The sequence below is a fragment of the Pseudomonas sp. WC2 genome (genome assembly GCF_050586545.1).
Taxonomy (GTDB): Bacteria; Pseudomonadota; Gammaproteobacteria; order Pseudomonadales; family Pseudomonadaceae; genus Aquipseudomonas.
On record NZ_JBOBDR010000014.1, the window covers coordinates 115,916 to 140,535 of the forward strand.

Annotated in this window: 22 protein-coding genes, 4 tRNA genes and 1 pseudogene; 12 read left to right on the plus strand and 15 right to left on the minus strand. The window is 59.1% G+C overall.

Annotation, left to right across the window (positions count from 1 at the left end; genetic code table 11):
* Positions 1 to 125: 125 nt before the first annotated feature.
* From ACQ4OE_RS18375 to ACQ4OE_RS18390, 4 genes are all read right to left on the minus strand, one after another.
* Entirely contained in the window at positions 126 to 1,472 is a 1,347-nt protein-coding gene (locus ACQ4OE_RS18375) for a sigma-54-dependent transcriptional regulator (protein ID WP_430947472.1), read from the minus strand.
* Entirely contained in the window at positions 1,469 to 3,058 is a 1,590-nt protein-coding gene (locus ACQ4OE_RS18380) for a sensor histidine kinase (RefSeq protein ID WP_430947473.1), read from the minus strand. The genes ACQ4OE_RS18375 and ACQ4OE_RS18380 overlap by 4 nt, the downstream gene beginning before the upstream one ends.
* Positions 3,048 to 3,290, minus strand: a complete 243-nt coding sequence (locus tag ACQ4OE_RS18385; protein ID WP_122592795.1) for a PP0621 family protein — start codon at positions 3,288 to 3,290, stop codon at positions 3,048 to 3,050. The genes ACQ4OE_RS18380 and ACQ4OE_RS18385 overlap by 11 nt, the downstream gene beginning before the upstream one ends.
* Before the next feature lie 126 nt (positions 3,291 to 3,416).
* Positions 3,417 to 4,433: an outer membrane protein assembly factor BamD gene (locus ACQ4OE_RS18390; protein WP_122592796.1), complete on the minus strand. Its 1,017-nt coding sequence runs from the start codon at positions 4,431 to 4,433 to the stop codon at positions 3,417 to 3,419.
* Positions 4,434 to 4,584: 151 nt separating this feature from the next.
* On the opposite strand from ACQ4OE_RS18390, the gene rluD reads away from it, so the two are divergent.
* The 9 genes and pseudogenes from rluD to ACQ4OE_RS18435 all read left to right on the plus strand — a co-directional run bounded on the left by rluD (position 4,585) and on the right by ACQ4OE_RS18435 (position 11,465).
* A complete protein-coding gene (rluD, locus tag ACQ4OE_RS18395; protein WP_122592797.1) occupies positions 4,585 to 5,547 on the plus strand; it encodes a 23S rRNA pseudouridine(1911/1915/1917) synthase RluD in 963 nt (320 codons plus the stop codon).
* Entirely contained in the window at positions 5,544 to 6,266 is a 723-nt protein-coding gene (gene pgeF / locus ACQ4OE_RS18400) for a peptidoglycan editing factor PgeF (protein WP_430947474.1), read from the plus strand. Before rluD ends, pgeF begins: the two co-directional genes overlap by 4 nt.
* A 130-nt stretch (positions 6,267 to 6,396) precedes the next feature.
* Complete coding sequence (gene clpB, locus ACQ4OE_RS18405) at positions 6,397 to 8,961, plus strand: ATP-dependent chaperone ClpB (RefSeq protein ID WP_007909871.1); 2,565 nt, start codon at positions 6,397 to 6,399, stop codon at positions 8,959 to 8,961.
* 297 nt (positions 8,962 to 9,258) lie between these two features.
* Positions 9,259 to 9,334: transfer RNA gene (locus tag ACQ4OE_RS18410), tRNA-Asn, on the plus strand.
* Positions 9,335 to 9,343: 9 nt separating this feature from the next.
* Positions 9,344 to 9,420: transfer RNA gene (locus tag ACQ4OE_RS18415), tRNA-Pro, on the plus strand.
* Between the two features lie 5 nt (positions 9,421 to 9,425).
* Positions 9,426 to 9,501, plus strand: a tRNA-Lys gene (locus ACQ4OE_RS18420).
* Positions 9,502 to 9,598: 97 nt separating this feature from the next.
* A tRNA-Pro gene (locus ACQ4OE_RS18425) sits at positions 9,599 to 9,675 on the plus strand.
* A gap of 164 nt (positions 9,676 to 9,839) precedes the next feature.
* Positions 9,840 to 10,610 (plus strand): annotated as a pseudogene (locus ACQ4OE_RS18430) (MCP four helix bundle domain-containing protein); the annotation flags it as partial.
* A complete protein-coding gene (locus ACQ4OE_RS18435; protein ID WP_430947505.1) occupies positions 10,602 to 11,465 on the plus strand; it encodes a methyl-accepting chemotaxis protein in 864 nt (287 codons plus the stop codon). The pseudogene ACQ4OE_RS18430 and the gene ACQ4OE_RS18435, both read left to right, overlap by 9 nt.
* A 98-nt stretch (positions 11,466 to 11,563) precedes the next feature.
* On the opposite strand, the gene ACQ4OE_RS18440 is transcribed toward ACQ4OE_RS18435, so the two are convergent.
* From ACQ4OE_RS18440 to ACQ4OE_RS18455, 4 genes are all read right to left on the minus strand, one after another.
* Entirely contained in the window at positions 11,564 to 12,862 is a 1,299-nt protein-coding gene (locus ACQ4OE_RS18440) for an NAD(P)/FAD-dependent oxidoreductase (protein WP_430947475.1), read from the minus strand.
* Between the two features lie 63 nt (positions 12,863 to 12,925).
* On the minus strand, positions 12,926 to 13,099 hold the full coding sequence (locus ACQ4OE_RS18445) for a DUF3094 family protein (protein WP_430947476.1): 174 nt from the start codon (positions 13,097 to 13,099) through the stop codon (positions 12,926 to 12,928).
* 51 nt (positions 13,100 to 13,150) lie between these two features.
* Entirely contained in the window at positions 13,151 to 13,678 is a 528-nt protein-coding gene (locus ACQ4OE_RS18450; RefSeq protein ID WP_430947477.1) for an MOSC domain-containing protein, read from the minus strand.
* Complete coding sequence (locus ACQ4OE_RS18455; protein ID WP_008078503.1) at positions 13,675 to 14,301, minus strand: DUF1780 domain-containing protein; 627 nt, start codon at positions 14,299 to 14,301, stop codon at positions 13,675 to 13,677. The genes ACQ4OE_RS18450 and ACQ4OE_RS18455 overlap by 4 nt, the downstream gene beginning before the upstream one ends.
* Before the next feature lie 117 nt (positions 14,302 to 14,418).
* Here ACQ4OE_RS18455 and ACQ4OE_RS18460 point away from each other — a divergent pair, with 117 nt between their 5' ends.
* Complete coding sequence (locus ACQ4OE_RS18460) at positions 14,419 to 15,108, plus strand: energy-coupling factor ABC transporter permease (RefSeq protein WP_430947478.1); 690 nt, start codon at positions 14,419 to 14,421, stop codon at positions 15,106 to 15,108.
* A 27-nt stretch (positions 15,109 to 15,135) separates the two neighbouring features.
* Here the strand turns inward: ACQ4OE_RS18460 and yacG are convergent, their stop codons facing one another.
* Genes yacG through pilB form a run of 5 tightly spaced genes read right to left on the minus strand, consistent with a single transcriptional unit; the run spans position 15,136 to position 19,747 of the window.
* Complete coding sequence (gene yacG / locus ACQ4OE_RS18465; RefSeq protein ID WP_007959585.1) at positions 15,136 to 15,336, minus strand: DNA gyrase inhibitor YacG; 201 nt, start codon at positions 15,334 to 15,336, stop codon at positions 15,136 to 15,138.
* Positions 15,333 to 15,956: a dephospho-CoA kinase gene (gene coaE / locus ACQ4OE_RS18470; RefSeq protein WP_122592803.1), complete on the minus strand. Its 624-nt coding sequence runs from the start codon at positions 15,954 to 15,956 to the stop codon at positions 15,333 to 15,335. Before coaE ends, yacG begins: the two co-directional genes overlap by 4 nt.
* Positions 15,953 to 16,825, minus strand: a complete 873-nt coding sequence (locus tag ACQ4OE_RS18475) for a prepilin peptidase (RefSeq protein WP_430947479.1) — start codon at positions 16,823 to 16,825, stop codon at positions 15,953 to 15,955. The genes coaE and ACQ4OE_RS18475 overlap by 4 nt, the downstream gene beginning before the upstream one ends.
* Position 16,826: 1 nt before the next feature.
* A complete protein-coding gene (locus tag ACQ4OE_RS18480) occupies positions 16,827 to 18,044 on the minus strand; it encodes a type II secretion system F family protein (protein ID WP_122592805.1) in 1,218 nt (405 codons plus the stop codon).
* Between the two features lie 2 nt (positions 18,045 to 18,046).
* Positions 18,047 to 19,747, minus strand: a complete 1,701-nt coding sequence (pilB, locus tag ACQ4OE_RS18485; protein WP_430947480.1) for a type IV-A pilus assembly ATPase PilB — start codon at positions 19,745 to 19,747, stop codon at positions 18,047 to 18,049.
* Positions 19,748 to 19,973: 226 nt separating this feature from the next.
* On the opposite strand from pilB, the gene ACQ4OE_RS18490 reads away from it, so the two are divergent.
* Positions 19,974 to 20,390: a pilin gene (locus ACQ4OE_RS18490; RefSeq protein WP_430947481.1), complete on the plus strand. Its 417-nt coding sequence runs from the start codon at positions 19,974 to 19,976 to the stop codon at positions 20,388 to 20,390.
* 295 nt (positions 20,391 to 20,685) lie between these two features.
* Entirely contained in the window at positions 20,686 to 21,036 is a 351-nt protein-coding gene (locus ACQ4OE_RS18495; RefSeq protein ID WP_430947482.1) for a BON domain-containing protein, read from the plus strand.
* 268 nt (positions 21,037 to 21,304) lie between these two features.
* Here ACQ4OE_RS18495 and ACQ4OE_RS18500 read toward each other — a convergent pair whose 3' ends face one another.
* Together ACQ4OE_RS18500 and ACQ4OE_RS18505 are read right to left on the minus strand one after the other, a co-directional pair.
* On the minus strand, positions 21,305 to 21,601 hold the full coding sequence (locus ACQ4OE_RS18500) for a DUF2845 domain-containing protein (RefSeq protein ID WP_430947506.1): 297 nt from the start codon (positions 21,599 to 21,601) through the stop codon (positions 21,305 to 21,307).
* A complete protein-coding gene (locus tag ACQ4OE_RS18505) occupies positions 21,601 to 24,552 on the minus strand; it encodes a DUF748 domain-containing protein (protein WP_430947483.1) in 2,952 nt (983 codons plus the stop codon). Before ACQ4OE_RS18505 ends, ACQ4OE_RS18500 begins: the two co-directional genes overlap by 1 nt.
* Positions 24,553 to 24,620 lie beyond the last annotated feature (68 nt).

Consider the following 24,620-nt stretch of genomic DNA (forward strand, 5'->3'; position numbering starts at 1 on the left):
TCTCTCACGAGTATGGCAGAGCGCTTTCGCGAGCAGGCTCGCTCCCACACTGAATCTCAAGTGGCCACAAAATTTGTGAGCAACCGAGATCAATTGTGGGAGCGAGCCTGCTCGCGAAGGGGCCTTCAATCCAGACCGAGTTTTTTCAGTCTGTAGCGCATCGACCGAAACGAAAGACTCAACCGCTGAGCCGCCGCCGTACGATTCCAGCGGGTCTCCTCCAGCGCCTGCAGAATCAGCTTGCGTTCAACGTTCTCCAGATAATCTTCCAGATTGTCGATCTGCGTCAGATCAGCAATCCCGCCGTCCGCCGCGCAGTTGCCCTCGCTCAGGCGCAGGTCCCCAGCTTCGATCGTGCGATTTTCACACAAGGTATGCGCGCGCTCGAGCACGTTCTCCAATTCCCGCACATTTCCCGGAAACCGGTAGTTCTTCAACGCTTCCAACGCCTGCGGATGCAGGCGCGCCGCCGGTTGGCCGGTGTCTTTGGCCAAACGCTTGAGCATGTGCGCCGCCAACACTTCAATGTCATCGCGCCGCTCGCGCAGGGACGGCACCCGCAGTTCAATCACGTTCAAGCGGTAATAGAGGTCCTGACGAAAACGCTCGGCAGCCACTTCAGCGTCGAGATCCTTGTGCGTGGCGCAAAGAATCCGCACATCGACCACGCTTTCCTGCTGCCCACCGACGCTGCGCACGGCTTTTTCCTGGATCGCCCGCAGCAGTTTCACCTGCATCGACAGCGGCAGGTCCGCCACTTCATCGAGAAACAAGGTGCCGCCATGGGCGGCCTGAAACAGCCCCGGTTTATCCTCGACCGCGCCGGTGAAACTGCCCTTGCGATGGCCGAAAAACTCGCTTTCCATCAACTCCGACGGAATCGCCCCGCAGTTCACCGGCACAAACGGCTGGCTGGCGCGCGGGCCTTGTTCGTGAATCAGCCGGGCGACCAGTTCTTTGCCGCTGCCGGATTCACCGCTGACGTAAACAGGTGCCTGACTGCGCGCGAGCTTGTCGATCTGTTTGCGCAGATTGCGCATCGGCGATGAGTCACCAAGCAAGCGCCGATCAATCGACGTGCACACGCCTCCCGCCGCCGGCATGCGCAGGGCCGCGCCGACCAGCTCGCGCAGGCGTGTGAGGTCCACCGGTTTGGTCAGGAAATCGAAGGCCCCGGCTTTCAGCGCATTGATCGCGGTTTCCAGGCTGCCGTAGGCGGTGATCATCGCCACCGGCAGTTGTGGATAACGCTGCTGAATGTGCTGCACCAATTCCAGCCCCGTGCCGTCGGGCAGGCGCATGTCGGTCAGGCACAGGTCGAATGACTCGCGGTGCAACAGCGCTTGGGCTTCAGCCAGATTGCGTGCGCTGTAGGTGTCGAGTTTCATCCGTCCCAGGGTGATTTCCAGGAGTTCGCGGATATCGGGTTCGTCGTCGACGATAAGGATTTTTTGCCGTGGGCTCGTGTTCAACTTTGTTTCCGTCCGTGAGCAAAGGTGATGCGAAAGCAGCCGCCGCCTTGGCGTGATTGGAAGTCTAGGCGCGCTTGATTGCTTTCGCACAGCTCACGGGACAGATAAAGGCCAAGGCCGGTGCCTTGGCTGCTGGTGGTGAAGAACGGTTCGAACAGATGCGGCTGTTCATCGACAGGCACACCGGGGCCATTGTCCTGCACTTCGAGCACTGAAAGCTGGCTGTCGGGGTCGACGAACAAGGCCAGCCAGACCTCGGCCTGATCATGCAGCAGAGCGCTGTGCCGCCAGCCGTTGCGCAACAGATTGTCGAGAATTTGCGTGAGCTGGTTGGGGTCCATCAGCGTGGTGAAGTCCCCGGAATTGATCCGCAGATGGATCTGTTGTCGCTCGCTCGCCTGTTCGCGGCTTTCGGCGACGAAATTTTCCAGCCACGGCTTGAGGTCCAGCCGCTGTGGTGCGCTTTGTTGGCGGCGGGACAATTGCAGGACGTTTTCGATGACTCGATTCATGCGTTTGGAGTGATCTTGAATGATCTGCGTCAGACGCCGATCGGCGCCATCGAGTTCCTCGGACTCCCCCAATAGCTGCGCGGCATGACTGATGGCGCCCAGTGGATTGCGGATTTCGTGGGAGATGCCGGCAGTCAGGCGGCCGAGCGCGGCGAGTTTCAGTTGTTGGGCTTGCTGAGCGATTTGCGCGAGGTCTTCGAGAAACACCAGGGTTTGCTGATTCGGACTTTGTTCGAGGGCGATGAAGCTCGGCTGCAGTTCCAGGCCGTTGCCGGGGATTTTCAGGCTCTGTGGGCGCAGGGTCGGGTTGTTCATCCACAGTTGCAGGCGATCGACGAGGGCGGGCGAATAGTCGGCGATCAAATGGCCCTGCAAGTGGGTTTGCGCGAGCAAGGTCTGGGCGCTGTGATTGGCCAATTGCACCCGGCGCTGTTCATCGAGCACCAAAATGCCGGTGCGCATGCGTTGCAGGATCAGCGCATTCAGCGCTTCGAGCCCGACGACTTCGCTGGCGCGTTGTTCGGCGAGGGATTCGCTGACTTCGAGGCGACGAATCAGCCCTTGCACCAGCAGGGAGGCGGCAAAGCACAGCGCGCCGAGCGTACCGGCCTGCAAGTAATCGTTGGCGCTCAGTGAATGGCTGAAACTCAAGAGAAAGCTCGAGCCGACAATGCCGAGGGCGCCAATGGCGGCGATCAGCAAGCCGATGCGTCGACGCAGGAGGGTGTTGCAAATCGCAACTGAAACGATCAACAGGTTGCCGATCGCGCTGGCAACGCCGCCAGCGGCATAAAAAAGACCGCACAGCAGCAGGACGTCGACCAGCGCCAAGCTGAACAACTGCGCCGGACGCCGAGTATTCTCGAGGAACACCACCAGCAGGATGTTCAACACCAGATACGACCAACTGCCGCTGCGCAGCAGATCGTCGTCAATCGACGTCAGCAGGCGGTTGTCCATGTTGCTGGAGATCAGCAGCACCAGGGTGATGCCGACGCTTAAACGGTAGAGATGATAGAGGCGCAGCAGACGCTGCGCCTGTTTGCTGTCGGCGTCGTCAGCCTTAGCGATCACGAGTGCCCGGGCCTTGCTCGAGGTGAGCCTGGCTGCAATACCACTGTTGTTGAACGCTCAGCGCACGGTCGCGGGGCAAGTGCACGCCGCAATGGGCACATCGCACCATCGGCGGGGCGTCCTGTTCGCGTGAGTTGCGATTGGACTGAGAGGATGCGGCAGGTGCCTTGAATTTACGCCACAGCCAAATGGCGGCGAAGATCACGGCGATCCAGAACAATAAACGAAGCATGATGAGCGGCTTTTCGACTGATGATCCGGCAGTTTAGCCAAGGTCCCGACAAGCGCACAGCGGATTAAATCGCAGAAATGAAAAAGGGAGATCCGTAGATCTCCCTTTTCTGTACAGCCGGTGTGGTCAGTCGAACACGCCGAAAGTCATGTAGCTGAACCACGAACGGTCGGTGCTGCTCGACTCAGGCTCTGGCTCTTCGATCACGTCGCCGTTCTCGTCTTTAGGCTTGAGCTCGTTCGGGATCGCGTCTTTCGCGTCCTGGAACTGCTTCTGCACGTCCTGGTTGGCGCGGGTTTCGCCTGGTGGCAGCGGTGGACGCGACTCGATCAGACCCAACGTCGCCTTGCTCAGGAACGAGCGGTTGTCGGCTTCGGCAACCCGTGGCACGAACTGGCCGTCTTGCAGGCTCGGGTGGTTCGGGTAGTTGAGCTTCAGGGTTTCCAGGCTGGTGGTCGCCAGTTCGTCCAGGTGCAGACGCTGATAAGCCTCAGTCATCACCGCCAGGCCGTCGCCGACCGATGGGGTTTCCTGGAAGTTTTCCACCACGTAACGACCACGGTTGGCAGCAGCTACATAGGCCTGACGGGTCAGGTAGTAGTCGGCCACGTGGATTTCGTAGGCTGCCAGCAGGTTGCGCAGGTAGATCATGCGCTGCTTGGCGTCCGGCGCGTAGCGGCTGTTCGGGTAGCGGCTGGTCAGCTGGGCGAACTCGTTATACGAGTCGCGCGCGGCGCCCGGGTCACGCTTGGTCATGTCCAGCGGCAGGAAGCGCGCCAGCAGGCCGACGTCCTGGTCGAAAGAAGTCAGACCTTTGAGGTAGTACGCGTAATCCACGTTCGGGTGCTGCGGATGCAAACGAATGAAACGCTCGGCAGCGGACTTTGCAGCTTCCGGCTCGGCGTTCTTGTAGTTGGCGTAGATCAGCTCCAGCTGTGCCTGATCGGCGTAGCGACCGAACGGATAACGCGACTCCAGAGCCTTCAGCTTGGCTGTGGCGCTGGTGTAGCTGTTGTTGTCCAGGTCAGTCTGAGCCTGCTGATACAGCTCGGCTTCGCTGAGGTTTTCGTCTACGACTTCCTTCGATGAGCAAGCAGCGGTCAATGCGAGGATGGCGATCAGCAGCAGGTGTTTCACTTGCATGGCGGCTTGCGTCCCTATGACGGCCGCTGTCTTGGGCGGGGCCGTCCTGTTATGATGAGCGCCCCGTTGAAAAGCCTCGGGGCAAAAGACGCCGTATTTAACCACAAGCGCGCAGCCGAAACCAAAAGCTGTGCCGACGCACAGTCAGAGCATGTCCGATAAAATTGAACTTCGCGCAGAGGTGCCGTCCGAATTGGGCGGCCAACGCCTCGATCAAGTCGCTGCCCAACTCTTCGCTGAGCACTCTCGCTCGCGCCTTTCCGCCTGGATCAAAGAAGGTCGCCTGACTGTGGACGGGGCGGTCATCCGCCCTCGCGACATCGTGCACGGCGGTGCCATCCTTGAGCTGACTGCCGAGCAGGAAGCCCAAGGCGAGTGGATCGCCCAGGACATCGAGCTCGACATCGTCTATGAAGACGACGACATTCTGGTGATCAACAAGCCTGCGGGCCTGGTGGTTCACCCGGCTGCCGGGCACGCCGATGGCACCTTGCTCAACGCCTTGCTGCACCATGTGCCGGACATCATCAATGTCCCGCGCGCCGGCATCGTGCATCGCCTGGACAAGGACACCACCGGTTTGATGGTGGTGGCCAAGACCATTCAGGCGCAGACAAAGCTTGTTACTCAATTGCAGAGTCGCAGCGTCAGCCGCATCTATGAGTGCATCGTGATTGGTGTGGTCACCGCCGGTGGCAAGATCAACGCCCCGATCGGTCGCCACGGCCAGCAGCGCCAGCGCATGGCGGTGATGGAAGGCGGCAAGCCTGCCGTCAGCCACTACCGCGTGCTGGAGCGCTTCCGTTCGCACACCCACGTACGGGTGAAGCTGGAAACCGGTCGTACTCACCAGATCCGTGTGCACATGTCGCACATTAACTTCCCGTTGGTCGGCGATCCGGCATACGGCGGTCGTTTCCGCATTCCGCCAGCCGCTAACCCGACAATGGTTGAATCGCTCAAGCACTTCCCGCGTCAGGCCCTGCACGCGCGCTTTCTTGAGCTGGATCATCCGACGACCGGTGTACGCATGAGTTGGGAATCGCCGCTGCCAGAAGATTTCGTCTGGCTGCTGACCTTGCTCAAGCAGGATCGCGAGGCCTTCATCGGATGAACTGGCTGACGCCGGACTGGCCCGCGCCGGCCAGCGTCAAAGCCTGTGTCACCACCCGCGAGGGCGGGGTCAGCGAGGCGCCGTTCGACAGTCTCAATCTGGGCGATCATGTCGATGATCGTCCTGAGGCCGTTGCCGAAAACCGTCGGCGTCTCACCGATCACTTCTCTATACAGCCTGCCTGGTTGCAGCAAGTCCACGGGATTACCGTGGCCCATGCTGATCCGGGCATCGTTGCGACCGCAGACGCCAGCTGTACCGCAACGCCCGGTATTGCCTGCGCGGCGATGACGGCGGATTGCCTGCCAGCGTTGTTTTGCGATCGTGCTGGCACTCGCGTAGCGGCAGCCCATGCCGGTTGGCGGGGGCTGGCGGCGGGTGTACTTGAAGCGACGCTTGATAGCCTCGATATTCCGGCTGACGACGTTCTGGTCTGGCTCGGCCCGGCCATCGGCCCGAAAGCCTTTGAAGTCGGCGCGGAAGTACGCGAAGTCTTCATCAATCAATTGCCCGAAGCAGCCGAAGCTTTCGTGCCGAGCGCCAGTGCCGGCAAGTTCATGGCGGACATCTATATGCTGGCGCGCCTGCGTCTGGCAGCACGTGGTGTCACTGCTGTTTATGGTGGCGGTTTCTGCACCGTGACCGATCCGCGCTTTTTCTCCTATCGCCGTGCCTCACGCACTGGTCGCTTCGCCTCCTTGGTTTGGCTCACCCGCTAGACTGTCTGATCTGCATCAACTCTCTGACGCTTGAATCTTGCAGAATCGACCGCATCTATAGCGGTATCTGGCAGGTTTCTTTATTCAGGATGGTTTCTTAGGTCCGGCCTGCTCAAAAGGAAGGTGACTTATGCGAATAGACCGTTTAACCAGTAAATTACAGTTGGCCTTGTCCGACGCTCAGTCGTTGGCAGTCGGCCACGATCATCCGGCGATTGAGCCGGCGCACTTGATGCAAGCCATGCTTGAGCAGCAGGGTGGTTCGATCAAACCTCTGCTGATGCAGGTGGGCTTCGACGTCAACAGCTTGCGCAAAGAGCTGACCAAAGAGCTCGACCAATTACCGAAAATCCAGAACCCGACCGGCGACGTCAACATGTCGCAGGATCTGGCACGCCTGCTCAATCAGGCCGACCGTCTGGCCCAGCAGAAGGGCGATCAGTTCATTTCCAGCGAATTGGTGTTGCTCGCGGCGATGGACGAGAACAGCAAGCTCGGCAAGTTGCTGCTCGGCCAGGGTGTGAGCAAGAAAGCTCTGGAGAACGCGATCAACAATCTGCGTGGTGGCGAAGCGGTGAATGACGCCAACCACGAAGAGTCGCGCCAGGCGCTGGATAAATACACCGTTGACCTGACCAAGCGCGCCGAAGACGGCAAGCTCGATCCGGTGATCGGTCGTGACGACGAAATCCGTCGCACCATTCAGGTTCTGCAACGCCGCACCAAGAACAACCCGGTGCTGATCGGTGAACCTGGCGTGGGTAAAACCGCCATTGCCGAAGGTCTGGCCCAGCGCATCATCAATGGCGAAGTGCCGGACGGCCTCAAGGGCAAGCGTCTGCTCTCGCTGGACATGGGCGCGCTGATCGCCGGTGCCAAGTATCGCGGTGAGTTCGAAGAGCGCCTGAAATCGCTGCTCAACGAGCTGTCGAAGCAGGAAGGGCAGATCATTCTGTTCATCGACGAACTGCACACCATGGTCGGCGCCGGTAAGGGTGAAGGCTCGATGGACGCCGGCAACATGCTCAAACCTGCGTTGGCTCGCGGCGAGTTGCACTGCGTTGGCGCAACCACGCTCAACGAGTATCGCCAATATATAGAGAAGGACGCGGCGCTCGAACGACGCTTCCAGAAAGTATTGGTGGATGAGCCGAGCGAGGAAGACACCATCGCCATCCTGCGTGGCCTTAAAGAGCGTTACGAGGTTCACCACAAGGTGGCGATCACCGACGGCGCGATCATCGCCGCGGCCAAGCTCAGCCATCGCTACATCACTGACCGACAGTTGCCGGACAAGGCCATCGACCTGATCGACGAGGCCGCCAGCCGCATCCGTATGGAAATCGATTCCAAGCCGGAAGTGCTCGATCGTCTGGAACGTCGCCTGATTCAGTTGAAAGTGGAATCCCAGGCACTGAAGAAAGAAAGCGATGAAGCGGCGATGAAACGTCTGGAGAAACTCCAGGAAGAAATCGTCCGACTGGAACGCGAGTATTCCGATCTGGAAGAAATCTGGAACTCGGAAAAAGCCGAGGTGCAGGGTTCTGCGCAGATTCAGCAGAAGATCGAGCAGTCGCGTCAGGAACTGGAAGCCGCACGCCGTAAAGGCGACCTGAATCGCATGGCCGAGTTGCAGTACGGGGTGATCCCGGATCTGGAACGCAGCCTGCAAATGGTCGATCAGCACGGCAAGAGCGAAAACCAGTTGCTGCGCAGCAAGGTGACTGAAGAAGAGATCGCCGAAGTCGTGTCGAAATGGACCGGCATTCCGGTGTCGAAAATGCTCGAAGGCGAGCGCGACAAACTGATGAAGATGGAAAGCCTGTTGCACAAACGGGTGATCGGTCAGGAAGAGGCGGTGGTCGCTGTGGCTAACGCGGTACGTCGTTCGCGCGCTGGGCTGTCCGATCCGAATCGTCCGAGCGGCTCGTTTATGTTCCTCGGCCCGACCGGTGTCGGTAAAACCGAGCTGTGCAAGGCGCTGGCCGAATTCCTCTTTGATACTGAAGAGGCGATGGTGCGGATCGACATGTCCGAGTTCATGGAGAAACATTCCGTGGCTCGCCTGATCGGTGCGCCACCGGGATACGTCGGTTACGAAGAGGGCGGTTACCTGACCGAGGCTGTGCGTCGCAAGCCTTACTCGGTGATCCTGCTGGACGAAGTCGAGAAGGCGCATCCGGATGTGTTCAACATCTTGCTGCAAGTGCTTGAAGACGGTCGCCTGACTGACAGCCATGGCCGTACGGTGGACTTCCGCAACACGGTGATCGTGATGACTTCGAACCTGGGGTCGGTACAGATCCAGGAACTGGTCGGTGATCGTGAAGCGCAGCGTGCTGCGGTAATGGATGCGCTGACGTCGCACTTCCGTCCGGAATTCATCAACCGGGTCGACGAAGTGGTGATCTTCGAGCCTCTGGCGCGGGATCAGATCGCGGGCATCACCGAGATCCAGTTGGGTCGTCTGCGTACACGTCTGGCTGAGCGTGAGCTGAAGCTGGAACTGAGTCCGGAAGCGATGGATAAGCTGATCGCGGTCGGTTACGACCCGGTGTATGGCGCGCGTCCTCTGAAACGGGCGATTCAGCGCTGGATCGAAAACCCGCTGGCGCAACTGATTCTCTCCGGTCACTTCATGCCTGGCGACACGGCCACTGGCGTGGTCGAGAACGACGAAATCGTTTTCAACTAAGGCCAAACGCCAATGAAAATTGGCAGGCCCCACCTTGTGGGGCCTTTTTTTTCGTTAGGCTGTTGAACTCAAAGGAAAAGGCTTGTAAAGTGCGCCCCGCAGTCAGTCGCCAAGACGGTCTCAGCTCACTGAGTTGAAATCTGAAATAAGTTGCAAATCATTAACTTGAAAGCAATTTAGGGGGTTGACAGAGGTGTTCTAGGTTGTAGAATAGCGCGCCTCAGACACACGAACGCAGCGATGCGAACGAGTGACTGGAAGCAGTAAGTTTCACCGTTGTAAATTGAAATATGTAGTTCCGTGATAGCTCAGTCGGTAGAGCAAATGACTGTTAATCATTGGGTCCCAGGTTCGAGTCCTGGTCACGGAGCCAATTTCAAGCCGGGGTATAGCGCAGTCCGGTAGCGCGCCTGCTTTGGGAGCAGGATGTCAGGAGTTCGAATCCCCTTACCCCGACCATTTTTGGGTCGTTAGCTCAGTTGGTAGAGCAGTTGGCTTTTAACCAATTGGTCGTAGGTTCGAATCCCACACGACCCACCATTTTTGAAACCAGTTAGCGCTGGGATCGAATCTTAAGATCAGAGGCCAAAAGCGCTGATCGAAGAAGGCGATCTTTGAAAGGTCGCCTTTTTTTTACCGGGGTATAGCGCAGTCCGGTAGCGCGCCTGCTTTGGGAGCAGGATGTCAGGAGTTCGAATCCCCTTACCCCGACCATATTAAAAATCCTCGTATCGAAAGATACGGGGATTTTTTTTGTCCGACAAAAACTCATTTCCCCTTCAAGTCGTCATACAACCTGCCGATAGCCCGCTAACGAAAGGGGACTGCCACTGCTTCGCCCCTTGAATCTGGCCAACACAAGAATAAGGGCGTTCGTCATGTTGCTTCGTCAGTTGAATATTGCTCCCCGGGCTGCCCTGGGGTTCGCTCTGATCGCGGTGTTGGTTGCTCTGCTGGGCGTGTTTGCGCTGGGGCAGATGTCGAGCATTCGCGACAGTGAGGTCGCGGTAGAAAATCAGTGGTTGCCGAGTATTCGTGGCGGCGACGAGATTCGCGAGATCATGCTGCGCATCCGCACCATCTCGCTGCGCATGGCGTTGGATCAGGATCCGAACAATATCGCCACCTACCGCAGCCAGATGGACACCCGTGACAAGGAGCTGAGCGAGAAAATCGCCGCCTACGACAAGCTGGTCACCACCCCGGAAGGCCAGCAGCTCTATGATCAATTCAAAACAACCTTTGCGGCGTATCGGACCGGTATCGCTCAGTCCTTCACCCTCGCCCAGCAGGGCAAGCGCGACGAGTTGACCAAGCTGTTGCTGGTCGACATGAAAACCGTTGTCGATGGCTCCGGCAAGCAACTCAATGACCTGGCGGATCTGTTCGCCAAGCAGGTCGCCGCGGAAAGCCAGAAGTCCGCTGATCATTACCAGACGTCTCGCACCATTGTCAGCCTGTTCATTGCACTGGCGGCGTTGGCCACGGTGGCGCTGGCGATGTTATTGACGCGCAGTATCGTCCGTCCGCTGAGCAGCGCAGTCAGCGCCGCTGAGAGCGTGGCGCAGGGCGACCTGACCCGGCCGATCGAAACCCATGGCAATGACGAAGTCAGCCGCCTGCTCAAAGCCCTGGCAACCATGCAGCAGAATTTGCGCGATACCTTGCAAGGCATCAGCGGTTCAGCCACGCAACTTGCCACCGCTGCCGACGAGCTCAGCGCGGTGACCCTCGACAGCACGCAGGGCCTGCAACAGCAGAACAACGAGATCGAACAAGCGGCCACCGCCGTCAATCAGATGACCACCGCCGTGGAAGAGGTCGCGCGTAATGCCGTGTCCACGTCCGATGCCACGCGGCAATCCAGCGAGTCGGCGCATGCCGGGCAGGAACGCGTCAGCGAAACTGCCAGCGCCATCAGCGCGCTCAGCAACGATGTGCAGCACACCGGCGAATTGGTGCAGTCACTGGCGAACCAGTCTCAGGACATTGGCAAAGTGCTCGATGTGATCCGGGCAATCGCCGAGCAGACCAACCTGCTGGCGCTCAATGCGGCGATTGAAGCGGCGCGCGCGGGGGAGAGCGGCAGAGGCTTTGCGGTGGTCGCCGATGAGGTGCGAGCGTTGGCTTATCGCACGCAGCAATCGACCCAGGAGATCGAGCAGATGGTGCAAGGCATGCGCAATGGTTCGAGCCTGGCGCTGGACTCGATGCAGGCCAGTGCCTCGCGTGCCGCCAGCACACTGGTGTTGGCCGAGCGTGCCGGTGAAGCGTTGCAAACCATCACGGCGTCGGTGCACGAGATTCACGAACGTAATCTGGTAATTGCCAGTGCGGCGGAGGAACAGGCGCAAGTGGCGCGGGAAGTGGATCGCAATCTGGTGAACATTCGCGATCTGTCGGTGCGATCAGCGGCAGGCGCCGACCAGACCAGCGCGTCGAGCCATGAACTGTCGCAACTGGCCAATGCGTTGCAAGGCATGGTGCGGCGGTTTCAGCTGTAATCGACAGCCGAGAAAAAGCCCCGCTGAGTGCGAGGCTTCTTCCAGACAATGAAGATCAACTGTGGGAGCTGGCAAGCCAGCTCCCACAGGACTTGATTTTAGTGCAGCTTCAGACGCGGTTCAGTCCCGCGACCAATCTTGCTACCAAGCATCAGCATCGCCGTGCGGAACGGGCCGTACAGCGCCATCTGGTGCATGCGGTACAGCGACACGTAAAACATCCGCGCCAGCCACCCTTCGAGCATCACACTGCCGGTCAGGTTGCCCATCAAGTTACCCACAGCCGAAAAACGTGACAGCGAAATCAGCGAGCCGTAGTCGGTGTATTTGTACTCCGGCAGGGTCTTGCCTTCGATGCGCAGTTTCAGTGACTTGGCCAGCAACGAGGCCTGTTGGTGCGCCGCTTGTGCACGCGGCGGCACGTTGCGATCGGTGCCCGGTTGCGGGCACGCCGCGCAGTCACCGAAGGCGAAGATATTCTCGTCGCGGGTGGTCTGCAGGGTCGGCAACACTTGCAGCTGATTGATGCGATTGGTTTCCAGGCCATCGATGTCCTTGAGGAAGCCCGGAGCGCGAATACCGGCCGCCCAGACTTTCAGGCTGGCCTTGATCTCGTTGCCGTCGGCGGTGATCAGGCTATCAGCCGTCACTTCGCTGACCGACGCGTTAGTCATCACATTGACCCCGAGTTTTTCCAAGGTCTTGTGCACCGGCCCGCTGATGCGTTCAGGCAGTGCTGGCAGCACCCGTGGCCCGGCTTCTATCAGGGTGATGTGCATGTTTTCCGGTTTGATCCGGTCCAGACCATACGCCGCCAATTCGTGCGCCGCGTTGTGCAGTTCTGCCGCCAGCTCAACGCCGGTGGCGCCGGCGCCGACAATCGCTACGCTGATCTGCTCGACCACATCGGTTTGCCCGGCGTGCGCACGCAGATAGTGATTCAACAGTTGCTGATGAAAGCGCTCGGCCTGTTTGCGGGTGTCGAGGAACAGGCAGTGCTGCGCCGCGCCTTGGGTGCCGAAATCGTTGGTGGTGCTGCCGACGCTGATCACCAGCGAGTCGTACTGCACTTCACGCGCCGGGACCAGTTCTACGCCGTTTTCGTCATAGGTCGCGGCCAGCTGAATTTTCTTCTGCGCGCGATCGAGTCCGCTCATGCGCCCGAGCTGGAACTCGAAGTGGTTCCATTTGGCCTGGGCAACATAGTTGAGTTCGTCTTCGGAGGAGTTCAGCGATCCGGCGGCCACTTCGTGCAGCAAAGGCTTCCAGATGTGCGTCAGGTTGGCGTCGACCAGCATCACGCTGGCGGTGCCGCGCTTGCCCAGAATCTTACCCAGACGGGTAGCCAACTCCAGACCGCCGGCGCCGCCGCCGACAATAACAATACGATGGGACATAGGGATAACTCGCAAGGTTTTTAAAGGAAATCGGTGCGGTTACCCAAGCGAGCGCGATGCAGCTCATAGCGTCAGGTAACTGATAAATCGGCTCAACAGGCCCAGACCAATGGTCACTGCCAGCACCAGCACCAGGAGCATCCACGGCCGGAAAGGCCGGCGCTCGACACGGTGTTGGGACAGTTGCAGGTACTCTTCGACATGTTTCTGGTCTTTGGGGTTCAGGCGGCTGGTCATATTTGCCTCGTCAGGTAGACGTTGCTGAATGGGCAGAAGCTACAGCGGTTTTTATCCGGGGTTGAACGGAGCATAGCCGCTGTCCGGAACCGGCTCGACAGACACGCCATCATCCAGGCGAATGATCCCGCTTTGTAACACCCGCGCAGTAATTCCGCCATGCCCGCGCACCGCTTGAAACGTGCCGGGGCCAAGGTTGTTTTGCAGGCGTGCGCAGGGCTGACACCAGCCCGTGGTTTCGAATATTGCCTGACCGATGCGAAAGCGCCGACCCTTCAGACTAAACAAATTGATACCGCTGATAACGAGATTGCGCCGCAGATCTTCAGGCCTGACCGGCTGATCGTCGTGACGGCCCATCAAGGCGCTGATCACCGCCAGATGTTCCCACTGAATCAGCGTCACCTGCCGCGCATTGCGCACACCGGGACGGGCGTGGTCGCCAGTCAGCCCTGCCTCGAGCCGCGCCTCGACGGCATCCAGCTCGATCATCGGCCCACGGGATTCAGGTCGCACGCCAATCCAGCGCACGCGCCCGGTCTGCGGCACGTCGGCGATCAGTTGTTGAAGCGGCGTCACAGGCTGATTCCTACATCAAAGACTATGCTGCGCCCCAGGTTGCTGCGCAGAAAATCCGGCGCGTCCGGGTGGGCGAACAGCACGCGGGCGAAGGTCGGACCGACAAGGGACAGTGAACGCCAGCCCTGACGCAAATATTCGGTGGGCGGCGGAAAGTGGCTGTTCAAATCCAGCACTTCACGCTTGAGGCTGGCGAAGGCGATGATGTCCAGTTCGCCCAGATCCATACCGCGTTCCTTGTAGTTATGCGCTTTTTTGCGCAAGGTCGGTGCCAGTCGCATCAGAAATTCATTGGCCGGGATGCGCTTGGGCTTGGCTTCACGACGCACCAGTTGGCTGAGGGAAAAGGCACTGCGCCGGCGCTGCAGTTCGTCGCGCCACTCGTCATTGAGCCGTCGGCCTTCATCGAGGACGAAGAACACTTCGAAATTGGCATCGCGAAACAATACGTCCGGCGGCTCGCCGGCAGGGGCGAATTCGTCGGCGCGATAGGGAATGTTCAGGCCTTGCAGCAGGCGCTGGCAGACCCAACGCTCACGCTCCCATTTGCGGGCATTGGACAGGAACGCGTTGGCCTGCTCGGCCGCGATGGTCAGCAGGCGTAAATAATCTGAGTCATCCATAGGCCCAAGCTTAGCGTTCAAATGCGACAAGCAGAAAGCTTTGCGTGGCGGATGCTCCTCGGGTGGCGGTGTAGACTGCGATAAAGGACGCAAACCCGCGAATAAAGTGAGGGAATGATGATCGGGGCTGAACTGCTTTCGACGACAAGCCTGACGCTCGGCTGGCTGATTTACCTGCCTGTGCTGCTGTGGGCGATCATGCGTTCGCCGTGGCTCGAGTTGTTCAGCGACAGTCGCCGTCAGCATTTGTTGTTCGGCACGGTGTTCGCGTTGTTTCTGCTGTGGCTGGTGCGCAGGGATTTCGATACCGGCGTGTCCTATCACTTTATCGGTATGACTGCCGTGACGTTGCTGCTCGATTGGCCCTTGGCGATTGTCGGCGGGCTGGTGGCGCAGCTTGGTCTGGTGCTGCTCGGGCGTCAGGATCTCGCGGCGCTTGGGGTCAACGGCTCACTGTTCATTCTGCTGCCGGTGTTGATCACTGAGTGCATAGCAATCCTCGTCGAGCGCGCGCAGCCACGAAATCCATTCGTCTACATCTTCTGCTCCGGTTTTCTGTCAGCCGCGCTGTCGGCATTGCTTTGCCTGCTACTGAGCCTGACGTTGCTCTGGTACGACGGCATCTTCGCCATGCCCGAATGGCTGGAGGATTTCATCGGTTACCTGTGGCTGATCATTTTTCCCGAGGCGTTCATCAACGGCATGATCATCAGTGCACTCGTGGTGTTCAGCCCGGAATGGCTCGAGACCTTCAACCGCACGCGCTACCTTTCGGCGCCGTGGAAGGACGACGATCCCAAGCCTTGATTCCCACCAGAGCTGTCCTGAGCGGGATCAGTGGCGCGGATCGAAATCGCCGGAAAACAGTTCGTCTTCCGCATCCGGCGCGACCGGAATCTTGTGTTCTTCCGAGGCCCAAGCGCCGAGGTCAATCAGTTTGCAGCGATCGGAACAGAACGGGCGAAACTTGTTTTCAGGGGTGAATTCAACGGGTGCGCCGCAGGTTGGGCATTCAACGGTGGGGATCTGGCTCATGCTTGGCCTCCGGATAAAGTCAGGTAAAAGTGATGCAGACGCTCGACTTCGCTGTGCAGCCAGGTGAGGTCGCGGTCGTTGACCACCACGTCGTCGGCACGGCTCACGCGATCTTCACGGCTGGATTGCGCCTTGAGGATCGCCTGAACCTGCTGCTCGCTGGTCTGGTCACGCTGCAAGGTGCGTTCGATCTGCAGTTGTTGCGGGGCGTCGATCACCAGGATGCGCTGGGTCATCGCGTATTGGCCGGACTCGATCAACAGCGGCGAAACCAGAATCGCGTAAGGCGATTTTGCCAGTGCCAGGTGATGAGCGATTTCCTCGCCGATCAATGGATGCAGCAGGGCTTCGAGCCAGCGCCGTTGCTCCGGCACTTCGAAGATCAGCTTGCGCAGGGCTGCACGGTCCAGCGTGCCGTCAGCTTGTAACACGTCGGGACCGAAATGCTCGGCAATTTTCGCCAGTGCCGGCCGGCCCGGCTCGACTACCCAGCGCGCTGCATGATCGGCATCGACCACATGAACGCCGAGGTCGATGAAGTGCTGGGCCGCCGCGCTTTTGCCGCTGCCAATGCCGCCGGTCAGGCCGAGAATCCAGGGTTTTTCCACAGGGGTATTCATTTCAAACCGACAAACTGCCAATAGAAGTCGGTTATTTGACCACCCCAGAGCAAGGCAATCCAGCCGGCAATTGCCAGATAGGGGCCGAAGGGGATCGGCGTCGAGGTTTCCTGCTTGCGCAAACGCAACACAAGCACGCCAATGATCGCGCCCACCAGCGACGACAGCAGGATCGTCAGCGGCAGAATCTGCCAGCCGCCCCACGCGCCGAGCAGGGCCAGCAACTTGAAGTCACCGTGGCCCATGCCGTCCTTGCCGGTCAGCAACTTGAACAGCCAGAACACCGACCACAGCGCCATGTAACCCGCCACCGCGCCCCACAGAGCATCGTGCAGCGGCACGAACAGCCCGAAACTGTTGACGATCAACCCCAACCACAGCAGCGGCATGACCAGCACATCGGGCAGTAACTGGTGCTCCGTGTCGATCAGGCTCATCGCCAACAAGCCCCAGGTCAGGAAGATCAGCAAGCACGCGGGCCAGCCAAAACCGAAATGCCAGGCAATGAAGGCCGACAGCAGACCGCACGCCAGCTCGGTCAGTGGATAACGCTTGCTGATCGGTGCGGCGCAGGCCGAACAGCGTCCGCGCAGCCACAGATAACTGAGCAGCGGAATGTTTTCCCACGGGCGGATGCGATGCGCACAATGCGGGCACTCGGAGTGCGGCAGCATCAGGTTGTAGGTGGGCAGTGGCGTTTCGCCGGGTAGACCGAGCACGTCTTGGGCCTGCTGGCGCCAATCGCGCTCGAGCATTTTCGGCAGACGCCAGATCAGCACGTTGAGAAAGCTGCCGACCACCAGCCCCAACAGCAGCGCGGTGCCGACAAAGGCCAGCGGGTACAGGACAAACAGTTCGTCGATAGGCATGTCAGATCGCTGAGCCGAGTTGGAAGATCGGCAGGTACATGGCCACGACCAGCCCGCCGACGATCACCCCCAGCACGACCATGATGAACGGCTCCATGAGGCTGGTGAGGTTGTCGACCATGTTATCCACTTCTTCCTCGTAGAACCCTGCGACCTTGTCGAGCATGTCGTCGAGTGCACCCGATTCTTCACCAATCGCGGTCATCTGCACGGCCATATTGGGAAAGACACCGGTGCTGCGCATGGAAAAATTCAACTGCATGCCGGTCGCGACATCCTGACGAATGCGCAGCACCGCGCGTTTGAACACCACATTGCCGGTGGCGCCAGCCACCGAGTCGAGCGCCTCCACCAGCGGCACACCGGCGGCAAACGTCGTCGAAAGGGTTCGCGCGAAACGGGCGACGGCGGACTTGTACATCAATGTGCCAACCAGCGGCAGTTTCAACAGCCAGGTGTCGCGACGATCACGCAAGGCCTGGGATTTCTTCAGGGCATGGCGGGTGCCAAAAATCGCCCCCACCAAAGCGACGAGAATCGCCCACCACCATTGCTGCATGAATTCCGACAGGCTGATGACCATCAGGGTGAAGGCCGGCAGTTCGGCGCCAAACCCTTTGAACACCGACTGGAATTGCGGGACCACTTTCACCAAAAGAATCCCGGTGACAACCGCAGCGACCAAGACCACGGCGGTGGGGTAGGTCATGGCTTTCTTGATCTTGGCCTTGAGCCGTTCGCTTTTTTCCTTGTAGGTCGCGACCCGTTCCAGCAGCGTATCGAGGGCACCGGACTGCTCGCCGGCATCGACCAGGTTGCAATACAACTCGTCGAAATACTGCGGCTTCTTGCGCAGTGCTGTGGCGAAGCTGTTACCGGCGGCGACCTCTTGTTTCACCTCGTCCACCAGTTTGCGCATCGCCGGGTTTTCGAAGCCCTCGCCGATGATGTCGAATGACTGCAGCAATGGCACGCCAGCCTTCATCATGGTTGCCATTTGCCGGGTGAACAGGGCGATATCCTGGGCCTTGATGCGTTTGCCGAAACTCAGCAGGGACGCGGATTTCTTGCGCACCTTGCCGGGATTGATCCCCTGTTTGCGTAACTGCGCCTTGACCAGTGCGGGATTCAGCCCGCTCAACTCTCCGGTGATCTTGCTGCCTTTCCTGTCCGTACCTTCCCAGGCGTAGACGTTCATTTTCGCTGCCTTGACCGCCATGTTCAGTCCTTGGTAACCCGGTTGATTTCTTCAAGGCTGGTGATGCCTTGCATGGCCTTGTGCAGCCCGGAGGTGCGCAGATCGTCGAAGCCGTCGCGACGCATTTGACTATCGATTTCCAGTGAATTGCCTTCGGCCATGATCAGCCGTTGCAGTTCTGCAGTGTTTTTCACCACTTCATAAATCCCCACGCGGCCCTTGTAGCCACCGTTGCAATGGTCGCAACCGACCGGCTCGTAGATCGTGAAATGGCCGATGCGTTCCGCGGGGAAACCTTCCTTGATCAGCGTTTCGCGGGGGATCTCGATGGGCCGTTTGCAATGGCTGCACAGTTTGCGCGCCAGCCGCTGGGCAATGATCAGGCTGACCGACGTCGCAATGTTGAAGCCAGGAATACCCATGTTGTGCAGACGCGTAAGGGTTTCAGCTGCGCTGTTGGTGTGCAGGGTCGAGAGTACGAGGTGACCGGTCTGCGCGGCTTTGATGGCGATCTCAGCGGTTTCCAGGTCACGGATCTCGCCGACCATGATCACGTCCGGGTCCTGACGCAGAAACGAGCGCAGGGCCTGGGCAAAGTCGAGCCCTTGCCGGGGATTGACGTTGACCTGGTTGATGCCTTCCATGTTGATCTCCACCGGGTCTTCGGCGGTGGAAATATTGATGTCGACGGTGTTGAGGATATTCAGGCCGGTGTACAGCGACACGGTTTTACCCGAGCCGGTCGGGCCGGTCACCAGAATCATCCCTTGCGGCTGCTTGAGCGCGGCCATGTACAAATCTTTCTGCGCCGGCTCATAGCCCAGCGCATCGATGCCTATTTGCGCGCTGGAAGGGTCGAGAATCCGGATCACCACTTTTTCGCCCCACAGGGTCGGCAAGGTGTTGACCCGGAAATCGATCGACTTGCTTTTCGACAAGCGCATCTTGATCCGCCCGTCCTGGGGTTTGCGCCGTTCCGAGATGTCGAGACTGGCCATGACCTTCAGGCGCGCGGCAATGCGCCCGGCCAACTGGATCGGCGGCTTGGCCACCTCGCGCAAGATGCCATCGGTGCGCACCCGCACGCGGTAGTTCTTTTCGTACGGCTCGAAGTGCAGGTCGGAGGAACCGCTTTTGATCGCGTCCAGCAGCATCTTGTGAACGAAGCGCACCACCGGCGCATCGTCGGCGTCGAGCCCGCCAATGGCGTCCTGTTTGTTGTCATCTCCGGATTCAACATCGAGGCCGTCGAGGTCAACGTCGGCCATGTCTTCGAGGCCGGAAGCGTGGGTGTCGAAGAAGCGCTCGATGGCATCGGTGAGCTTGTCATCCTCGACCAGAATGGCTTCGGTGCTCAGCCCGGTGCTGAACTGGATGTCGTTGATTGCCTGATGATTGCTCGGGTCGGAAATCCCCACGAACAGTTTGTTGCCACGCCGCCACAGGGGCAGGGCGTGGTGCTGGCGCACAAGTTTCTCGCTGACCAGACCTTTGGGCTGGGTTTCCTTGTCCAGGCAGTTAAGGTCGAGAAACGCCATGCCGAAATGCTCCGACGCGATCTCGGCGACCTGCAGGGCTTTCACCTGTTTGTTCTGCACCAGATAGCTGACCAGCGACTGGCGATTGCGTTGGGCCTGCTGCCAGGCTTGCTGGGCACTTTTTTCCGTGAGCAGTTCGGCCTGCACCAATTGCTTGGCCAGACCGCTCAGAGCGATGTCATTCATGGGGATTCCGCACGCTTGCAGTTCATGACTTATAGCCTAGTCAAGTGACAGCGCCAAACACGTCGGGTGCAGGTGACAAAAAGTGTCAGATAGTGCGGTTGCAGGTTGTAGGAAATGGCGCTGTTCGCGGTTCACGCCCCGAGTATGGGGCCTCGAACGCATTGGCATGGCCTATGCTGCGTCACTTTCAGATCATGAGATTTCGACTCATGCATGGAGCGTGTCTATGAAAAAACAACAAGGTTTTACTCTGATCGAGCTGCTGATCGTTGTGGCGATCATCGGCATTCTGGCGACCATCGCCTTGCCGCAGTATTCCAAGTATCAGGCGCGTGCGAAGGTGACGGCAGGGATTGCCGAGGCTTCGGCGCTGAAGGTCAATTTCGAAGACGTGATCAATGCTGGTTCGGCTGATCCGAGCATCACTAATGTGAACGCTGATAAATCAGCGACCCAAAACTGCACATTGGCAGCGGCCGGCAAGGTTGCCGATGGCACGGGCACTATTACTTGCACATTGCTCAACGCTCCAGCGCCCGTTCTGGGGCAAACCGTTACCTTGACCCGTACTGCCGCTGCCGGTTGGACCTGCAAGTTCTCCGGCTCCAAAGACTACAGCACCACCAGTTGCCCAGGCGTTTAACCTCGTCGCTGTACAAAAATGCCCCGCACTTGCGGGGCATTTTTCATTGCGCGGTACTTCAAAAAAGCTTCAATAATTTCAGCGTCTTAGGAACTTTCCAAAAAGCCGCAACTTGCATGTGAATATTTACCGAGTCATGCATTTTGCATGAATCCGGAATTTTTCGATTCTCATAACTCATTGATTTATATGGTTTTTATGTGTTTGAAAAAGTTGGCACAACGTTCGCAACTACCTCGGTAACCCTGCTGACAAGACATGCAGCAGACTTTCCAGAAAAACAGGAGTTACTCGTATGAAGAAGTTCGCTATCACTGCCGCTGCTGCTACCGCGCTGACCCTGACCATGGCTTCCGGCGCATTCGCCCAAACCACTCAGGCTGCTCCAATGACTTTGGCTGCTGGTGAAGTTACCCAGGCTAAAGAAGCTACTTCAGATACCTGGATCACCACCAAAGTCAAAGCTGACCTGGTTACCGAGAAAGGCATCCCAGGCACCGACATCAAAGTAGAAACCAACAAAGGCGTTGTGTCGCTGTCGTCGACTACTGCAGTAACCGATTCGCAGAAAGACATCGCTGTTGCGATCGCCAAGAAAATCAAAGGCGTTAAAGCGGTCTCCGCTGATGGCCTGAAAGCCGAGTAAGGCATGACTTCTCGCCTGGACCGGGAGAAGGCGCGACAGACGGGCCGAGCCATACGTCTGCCGCAACTTTAGAGTTCATGCGAACGGTCACACGGATGTGACCATTACGGGCCCCGCCACTTGTGTCGGGGCCTGTTCTATTTCAGGGGCAACATAAAACAATTGTGGGAGCGAACCTGCTCGCGAAAGCGGTGTGTCATTCAAAACAGCTTTGACTGACACACCGCTTTCGCGAGCAGGCTCGCTCCCACAGGGGTTTGGTGTTGGTTTAGTTACCGCGTTTGCTGTTGATCTGCCGCAAGCGATTGCCTTCAAAGCGCAGGTATTGGTACATGCCGTTGCTCGGGCCGTAGGTCCATTCCTCGACTTGAAACTCCTCGCGCCGGTTGGCGCTGCGCTTGTAGCCCAGCACGTCGCGGCTGACCGGCTCGCCGCACTTCTGCAGCACTTCGCTGGAGCGGTCGCCCAGGCTGATCAGCTGGCTGCCGCAACGCAGGGTATCGGACGCGGCGGCATGGCCGGCAGCGAAGCTCAGTGTCAGCACGGCCAGCCAATGGCGTTTCATCATTCGGCATCCAGGTGCATTTGCGTCACTACGCGGCCATCGCTTTCGGCCTCGCCCAGGTTGGCGTCGATGAAGTACACGCGGTCGTCGGCCAATTGGCCCTTGTCGACCAGATAATCCTTGATGCTGCTGGCCCGGTCTTGACCGAGCTGACGCAGCAGCACATCGCTGCCACTCCAGAACTGGATCACGCCTTCGCGCAGCTTCGCCGTGCGTTCTTCCTTGCCCAGATCCTTCCATTCAGCCGGCGGCTGGGTTTTCAGGCGGGTGCGGTAGATGCCTTCAAGCAACGGACCTTTCTCACTGTCCGGCACTTCGATCAGCGAGGCCTGAGCCGGGACTTTGTCGCCGCGACGCTGGAGCATCTTGTAGTAGTTGTACTGGTATTCACGTTCCAGACGCTGCTCGGCGATCAACGGACCGTCGCTGCTTTTGGCCGCCGTGCCTTCGATTTCCAGGCGCAGGGCCGGACGCTCTTTCAGCGCCTGAGACAGTTTGACCAGCGCGGCTTCGGCGTCCTTGTTCAACTCGCTGGAACCCGGGGCGAACGACACGGTGCCGAGATCCTGTGAGCCACCACCGCTGACCAGCCCGCCAATCAACTTGAACGGCGCTGCAGCGGCTTTGACGATGAGGTTGCGCAGGGTCTGCCAGACAATCGGCATCACGCTGAACTGCGGATTGTTCAGATCACCGGTGACCGGCAACTCGATGGAGATCTTGCCGTCGACGTCCTTGAGCAAGGCGATCGCCAGTTTCAGCGGCAGGCTCACGGCATCCGGGCTGTCGACTTTCTCGCCAAGCTGCAATTGCTCGACCACTACTTTGTTCTCGGCTTTGAGCTGGCCTTTGGTAATCAGGTAATGCAGGTCGAGGTTGAGCCGGCCCTTGCGGATGCGGTAACCGGCAAACTTGCCGGAGTACGGCGTCAGCGTTGTCAGTTCGACGCGCTTGAAACTGGTGGCGATGTCGAGGCTGGCCATCGGATCGAACGGATTGACCGCACCCTTGATGGTCACTGGCGCGTAACGGTCGACCTTGCCCTTGATGTCGACACTGGCCGGTTTTGCCTGACGGCTGTCGATGGTGCCGATCTGACCGTTGAGCTGCTGGACGGCGGTGGCGAAGTTCGGCGTCAGGCTAAAGTCGGCGAAGTTGGCCGAGCCGTCATTGATAGCGATGCCGCCGATGTGAATGCCCAGCGGCTTGTCTTTGCTGGCCGGTTGGGCCGCGGCGGTTTTTGCGCCACCGTCGGCTGGCTGCGGGATCAGCAGGTCGTCGATGTTGGTGGTGCGGTCATCGTTGATCATGAACCGCACATACGGCTGGAACAGATTGACCTTGTCGATCGACAGGCTGTCGCCGTGTTGATAGTTCAGCCCTTCGACCACCACTTGCTGCCACTTGAGGAAGTCGCGGGTTTTCAGGGTGTCGAGGGTGTGCAACTGATCGATCTGCGCCCGCCCGGTGACGCTGAGCGCCAGCGGTTCGGTGCTCTTGAGGTTGACCTTCAAGTCACTGCCGAGCATGCCGCTGCGCAGTTCGAGGCGAATGAACGGGTTGATGTAGGACTGCGCGACACGCAGGTCGATGTCTTGGGTTTTGACGTTGAGCTGGGCGTTGACCGGGGCCAGATTGACCGTGCCGTCGGCGCTGATCTTGCCTTGCTTGCCCAGCCCGCTGTCGAGCTTGAGCTTGAAGGGCGAGCCGTTGAGGCTGTCGTAACCCTCCAGGTCAACGTTCAGTGGGGTGATATCCAGCGCCACCGGCGGATTCGCTGAACGATCGGCCACATGCACGGTGTAGTTGCGCAATTGCACATCTTTGAGCAGCACTTGCCACGGTTTGCTCGGGGCGTTCGGTTCAGCTTTCGGCGAATCAGCGGCTGCCGGTGTGCTGGCCGGTTCTGCGGCGGCTTTGGCCGCCGGTTTCGACGGCTGGCTGGCGAACAGCTTCTGCCAGTCGAGTTGGCCGTCGGCTTCAAGCGCGGCCCAGGTTTCCAGTTTCTGGCTGCGAACCTTGCCGACCACCACTTGCTGCTTGGCCAGGTCGACGGAGGTTTCGCTGACGTCCAGACGTTCGAGTTTTGCCAGTGGGCGCCCGTCCGGAGCCTTGATCGCAAACGGCGCAATGCTGACGGCGACGTTGTTGAGCAGCAGTTCGGTTTCTTTCGACAGATTGAGTTTGTATTCAGTGCTGAGGCTGATCACGCCGTCTTCGAGCACCAAGGGCACCGAGTCACGCACGTACGGCCAGAAGGCTTTCATCTTGCCGTCGGTGACTTTCAGGGTGCCTTCGGAGGTGAACGGGATCAGGCTGAAATTGCCGCTCCAGTCGATGCGCCCACCGGCCGGGCCGATGGCGACCAGGGTCATGTCGGCGCTGTCTTCGGGCAGGGTGCTGAGGTTTTTCAGCTCGAAGCTGAGGTCGTCGTAGAGGAATTCGATGGGTTCGCTGGGGCGTACATCCTGAAAATGCACGACGCCGCCGGCCAGTTTGATGTTGTCGATGCGCAGCGGGAACGGTTTGGCGTTGGGATCGGCCGGGGTTGGCTCGCTGGCTGGCACGTTGAACAGGCCGAGCAGATTGAGCTTGCCGTCTTTGGCGAAGAGGATTTCGCTCTTGGGTTTGTCCAGTTCGATGTTGGCCAGGTGCAGAGCTTTGGTCCACAGGCTGTCGATTTGCAGGTCAGCGTAGAGACGCTCGAAGCCGACCTGCTCCTTGCCCGGCTCGCCGATGACCAGCCCCCACAGGGTGACCTCAAGGCTGAACGGGTTGAGTTCGATACGCTGGATATGCGCAGGTACGGTCGCATAGTTGGCCAGTTGCTGATTGGCCACGCGCAGGGCGATACCCGGCAAAATCAGAAACCCCAGCAGGCTGTAGAGGGCCAGAGCTGTCAACAAGGCGCCAATCGCGCGAATCAATCCTTTGGGCATGTGCGGCTTCATCTGTCTGAATCGGAGTGCCTTGGAGTATGGCACGCGATTCTGGTTCCGAAGTAACCGCCGTGCTGCAG

Coding starts and splice junctions, on each gene's coding strand:
- ACQ4OE_RS18455 (WP_008078503.1), bottom strand. CDS start 14,301: ATGGATGACTCAGATTATTTACGCCTGCTGACCATCGCGGCCGAGCAG.
- ACQ4OE_RS18505 (WP_430947483.1), bottom strand. CDS start 24,552: ATGAAGCCGCACATGCCCAAAGGATTGATTCGCGCGATTGGCGCCTTG.
- ACQ4OE_RS18435 (WP_430947505.1), top strand. CDS start 10,602: ATGCAGCAGAATTTGCGCGATACCTTGCAAGGCATCAGCGGTTCAGCC.
- ACQ4OE_RS18445 (WP_430947476.1), bottom strand. CDS start 13,099: ATGACCAGCCGCCTGAACCCCAAAGACCAGAAACATGTCGAAGAGTAC.
- ACQ4OE_RS18390 (WP_122592796.1), bottom strand. CDS start 4,433: ATGCAAGTGAAACACCTGCTGCTGATCGCCATCCTCGCATTGACCGCT.
- pgeF (WP_430947474.1), top strand. CDS start 5,544: ATGAACTGGCTGACGCCGGACTGGCCCGCGCCGGCCAGCGTCAAAGCC.
- rluD (WP_122592797.1), top strand. CDS start 4,585: ATGTCCGATAAAATTGAACTTCGCGCAGAGGTGCCGTCCGAATTGGGC.
- ACQ4OE_RS18475 (WP_430947479.1), bottom strand. CDS start 16,825: ATGCCTATCGACGAACTGTTTGTCCTGTACCCGCTGGCCTTTGTCGGC.
- ACQ4OE_RS18490 (WP_430947481.1), top strand. CDS start 19,974: ATGAAAAAACAACAAGGTTTTACTCTGATCGAGCTGCTGATCGTTGTG.
- ACQ4OE_RS18385 (WP_122592795.1), bottom strand. CDS start 3,290: ATGCTTCGTTTATTGTTCTGGATCGCCGTGATCTTCGCCGCCATTTGG.
- ACQ4OE_RS18460 (WP_430947478.1), top strand. CDS start 14,419: ATGATCGGGGCTGAACTGCTTTCGACGACAAGCCTGACGCTCGGCTGG.
- clpB (WP_007909871.1), top strand. CDS start 6,397: ATGCGAATAGACCGTTTAACCAGTAAATTACAGTTGGCCTTGTCCGAC.
- pilB (WP_430947480.1), bottom strand. CDS start 19,747: ATGAATGACATCGCTCTGAGCGGTCTGGCCAAGCAATTGGTGCAGGCC.
- ACQ4OE_RS18440 (WP_430947475.1), bottom strand. CDS start 12,862: ATGTCCCATCGTATTGTTATTGTCGGCGGCGGCGCCGGCGGTCTGGAG.
- ACQ4OE_RS18480 (WP_122592805.1), bottom strand. CDS start 18,044: ATGGCGGTCAAGGCAGCGAAAATGAACGTCTACGCCTGGGAAGGTACG.
- ACQ4OE_RS18500 (WP_430947506.1), bottom strand. CDS start 21,601: ATGAAACGCCATTGGCTGGCCGTGCTGACACTGAGCTTCGCTGCCGGC.
- yacG (WP_007959585.1), bottom strand. CDS start 15,336: ATGAGCCAGATCCCCACCGTTGAATGCCCAACCTGCGGCGCACCCGTT.
- ACQ4OE_RS18495 (WP_430947482.1), top strand. CDS start 20,686: ATGAAGAAGTTCGCTATCACTGCCGCTGCTGCTACCGCGCTGACCCTG.
- coaE (WP_122592803.1), bottom strand. CDS start 15,956: ATGAATACCCCTGTGGAAAAACCCTGGATTCTCGGCCTGACCGGCGGC.